This is a genomic window from Synechococcus sp. R6-7 (genome assembly GCF_047461695.1).
Lineage (GTDB): Bacteria > Cyanobacteriota > Cyanobacteriia > Thermostichales > Thermostichaceae > Thermostichus.
The window spans coordinates 1-3,775 of the sequence record NZ_JANSHS010000209.1 but is presented as its reverse complement, the minus strand read 5'-3'; the positions used below and the strand labels follow the sequence as shown (position 1 = coordinate 3,775).

Genomic DNA, 3,775 nt, shown 5'->3' with positions numbered 1-3,775 from the left:
CTTAGCGGTCGGAGTCGGGTAGTTTACGGCATAGCAAGGAATGATCGCATCCAAGGCCTCGTCGCCAAACAGATGAGACAGATCCCGGTGAACTTGTTGATCGGCGGATCCCGGCAGAGAGACCACCGCCCCCAGCCCGCTCAAGATCAACTCCGGCCCCAAAATCCGCTTCAGGATGGGCAAGATCAGAGGATGGGCATAGATGAGGGGATCGTTGAAGGGGCCCTCCAGGCGAACCGTTACCATCACCCGTCTATTGCCCACTAACAGGGCATCGGCGTGGTTTTCGTGGGTGCAGTAGTGGCTGTAGGTGGCCAGAAAGCTGCTGTGCAACTTGTCGATGAGCTCGGGGGGAAAGATCTCCGGCAACACCAGATAGCCCTCTGTGGAAAACAGTTCAAAAGCCTGCTCTACGGTCTCTGGATCCGGCTGCTGGAGCTCCTGTAAGGACTCCGTCCCGCTGACGCGAACCGCAGGGCTGAAGCGCAACTGGGCCAACATCGGCTAGGTCTCCTGCAAACTGGCCACAGCCATTAACATGCCCCGCGCTTTGTTCAGACATTCTTGATATTCCCGCTCCGGATCCGAGTCGGCTACAATACCTGCCCCGGCCTGCAAGCTCACCTGGCCCTGATGAACCAGCAGAGTGCGGATGGTGATGGCGGTGTTCAGTTGGCCAGAAAAGTCGTAGTAGCCATAGGCGCCGGCATAGGGCCCGCGGCGGCATCCTTCCAGCTCATGAATAATCTGCATGGCGCGGATTTTGGGGGCGCCGGTAACAGTGCCGGCAGGGAAGGTGGCCCGCAGCAGATCCCAGGCGCTGTACTGGGGATCCAGCCGCCCCACCACGTTGCTGACGATGTGCATCACATGGCTGTAGCGCTCGATCTGCATCAGGTCGTCCACCTGCACAGATCCCAGTTGGCAGACCCGTCCCAGGTCGTTGCGGGCCAGATCCACCAACATCACATGTTCGGCCCGTTCTTTCGGATCTGCCAACAGCTCTTGCTCCAGCTGCCGGTCTTCCTGAGGGGTGGTGCCGCGGGGGCGGGTGCCGGCAATGGGGCGCACAGTGGCGATGCGGTCTTCCCCCACGCGGCTGAGTTTGACCATCACCTCTGGGCTGGAGCCGATGAGGCAGAGATCCCCAAACTGCAAAAACGCCATGTAAGGGGAAGGGTTAATCAGCCGCAACGAGCGGTAGAGGCGAAAGGGATCCCCGGCAAGGGAGACGGTAAACCGCTGCGAGAGCACCACCTGGAAGATATCTCCGGCGCGGATGTAGTCCTTAGCCTGTTCCACGGCTTGGCAGTAGGCTGGGCGGCTCAGGGTGCTGGGGGGGATTTGTTCGCGCCAGCGGGACGGAGTCCTTTCCGACAGGTGGGGCTTCCAGTTGAGGTGCAGATGGGCCAGGGAAAGAGGAGCGCTGAGCTGCTGCATCAGCTTTTCCACCCGCCGGCAGGCTTGGGCATAGGCTTCCTCGGCAGCGTGGTGACGGGTATCGGCGAAGGCCACCACCCAGATCTTGCGCTTCACCTGGTCAAAGAGCAAAATGCTGTCCACCTGCATCAAAACGGCATCAGGGGGATCCCCCGGCTGCAGGGGGTGGATGGGCACCTTGGGCTCAATCCAGCGAATCAGCTCGTAGCCCCAGTAGCCAAACAGGCCGCCGATGCTGCTGGGCAATTCCGGCAAATGCACCGGCTCATAGGGCTGCAAGCAGCGGGCCAAGATGGCAAAGGGATCCCCTTGGTGGTGCTCCTGTCGGCCATCGCGGTATCGCTGTAGCGCCTGATCCCCGCGTATTTCCAAAACCCACAGGGGATCGCAGCCCAAGAAGCTGTAGCGGGCCACCTGTTCCCCCCCCTCCACCGACTCCAGGAGAAAGTTGTAGGGCTGGCCGGCACAGACCCGATACCAGGCAGAAACCGGCGTTTCCAAATCCGCCACCCATTCCTGGTACACCGGGATAAAGTTGCCCTGCTTGGTGAGGGCAAGAAACTCCTTCAAGGGAGGGTAAATCATGGCCTGCAACTTTTGTGCTTTTCCTGACTCTACCCCAGACACGGGATCCCAAGGGCGTGTGGATCCCTCTGGATTGCCCGGTTGCAACAGCGCCGAAAACCATTAAGCTGAGAGCGGCTCTACTCTCGGGATCCCTTGCCATGCAAAACCCATCTCAGGTGATTCGCGAGCGCCTGCGCTATCAAGGCCACAAATACACCTTCGTCAGCCAGCGTTTGCGTTTTCCCAACGGCAAAGAGGGAGAGCGGGAGTACCTCATCCATCCTGGCGGGGTGGTGGCCGTGCCCGTCACTGCAGCAGGCAAGTTCGTCTGCATTCGTCAATATCGCTTTGCGGTTGCCTCCTACCTTTATGAATTTCCGGCAGGCACAGTCGAGCCAGGGGAGCATCCCGATGACACCATTCGCCGCGAGCTGGAAGAAGAAACGGGCCTGCGTGCCCATCGCTGGGATTCGCTCGGCCAATTCTATCTATGCCCCGGCTATTCCAGCGAGATCATGTACGCCTATCTGGCGCGGGAGCTGGAAGTGCTGGATTCCCCTCCCGATAAGGATGAGGATGAAGATATTACCGTAGTGGAGTTTTCTGCTTCTGAGCTTACAGAAATGTCCCGTTTGGGAATGGATTTGGACAGCAAGTCCATTGCCTGCTTTTGGCGAGCTCAACTGTTTTTGGCTGCCGAAAAATAGAGCCCTCCGTCGGGGGGGCTGCCCCTTGCTCCTGGGGGATCCCTTTCAAATTGGCGGGGCGTCGTTCCAAGCCGACTTTGTTGGCTACAGAGGAAGCTCCAGGCTTTTCACCCTAACTTGGTAGCCCATTGCCAGGCGAGATCAAGGTGAGATCGAGGTTGCGTTCGACATAAAAGGGATCCCTGTATCCCGGCTGTTTGGTTGACTGGGAGAACCTTGGAGTCCTTTAGAATTTTAGGGGCGAGGAGTGAGGAAATATGCGGAAGCTGTTGTGTTCCTGTGGTCGAATAGCCTGGGGAGCGGCCTTGGCTGCCACTCTACCGGTTGCTGCTGTTCCTGCCTATCCCCAGCCTGTGCTTCCGCTGCTGCCAGTTCCTTCTGAGGGCGGCGCTGCTCGAGGTGGGGTTGTGGCTTTATTCAATCAATCCATTTGGTGGGATTTTATTCGCGGCAATCGCGGTGAAAACCTGCGCCTGTTCCCGGCCAGCCTAACCTCTCCATCTCGCCAGGATGTGGTGGCTGTGTTTCAGATTCAGCGGCAGCCCACCGTAGAGCCGGTGGTGCGCGTTCTCAGCTTCGAGCACCAGGGGGGGTATAGCTTTCGTCTGCTCCACACGGCTGAGCCGATCCCAGGACGGTTGGTGGAGGCTCACCTGCGCACGGACATCACCTCCAGCCCACAGCCCAAGTTGGTGCTCCTCACCGAGCGAGGGGGCATCAGCCTGCTGCGCTCTGTCTTGGTCTTGGAACACCGGCCTGAGGGACTTGTGCCACTGCTGAGCGTGACGGATCTGAGCAATGCCAGCCTGCGGGTCAGCCCGCAAGGGATCCTGGTCATCTCAAGCCCGCCAGGTGCCAGCCGTGATTCGAGGGCTACCCTCTACCAATGGGAGGGAGATGGCTTTGTCCGTCGAGATCTATAAGTCCATCATCTGTTGTGACTGTTGTGAATCTGCCTGTCAATATCCATCTTTGTCAGCGAGGTCTCGCGTGGAGCGGATGTCCGTCTCGGCTATCGCTGCCCTTGCCAGCAAGCTGATACATTCACGCTGAACTCTCCT

At 59.1% G+C, this 3,775-nt stretch carries 3 protein-coding genes and 1 pseudogene; 2 read left to right on the top strand and 2 right to left on the bottom strand.

Annotation, left to right across the window (positions count from 1 at the left end; translation table 11 throughout):
- A pseudogene (locus NW815_RS06910) lies at positions 1-501 on the bottom strand (phytanoyl-CoA dioxygenase); the annotation flags it as partial.
- Positions 502-504: 3 nt separating this feature from the next.
- Positions 505-2,025, bottom strand: coding sequence for an anthranilate synthase component I (trpE, locus tag NW815_RS06905; protein WP_414388266.1), 1,521 nt, complete (start codon positions 2,023-2,025; stop codon positions 505-507).
- Positions 2,026-2,165: 140 nt separating this feature from the next.
- Here trpE and NW815_RS06900 point away from each other — a divergent pair, with 140 nt between their 5' ends.
- Both NW815_RS06900 and NW815_RS06895 read left to right on the top strand, forming a co-directional pair.
- Positions 2,166-2,714, top strand: a complete 549-nt coding sequence (locus NW815_RS06900) for an NUDIX hydrolase (RefSeq protein WP_414388268.1) — start codon at positions 2,166-2,168, stop codon at positions 2,712-2,714.
- A gap of 305 nt (positions 2,715-3,019) precedes the next feature.
- Positions 3,020-3,637, top strand: coding sequence for a hypothetical protein (locus NW815_RS06895; protein ID WP_414415839.1), 618 nt, complete (start codon positions 3,020-3,022; stop codon positions 3,635-3,637).
- Positions 3,638-3,775 lie beyond the last annotated feature (138 nt).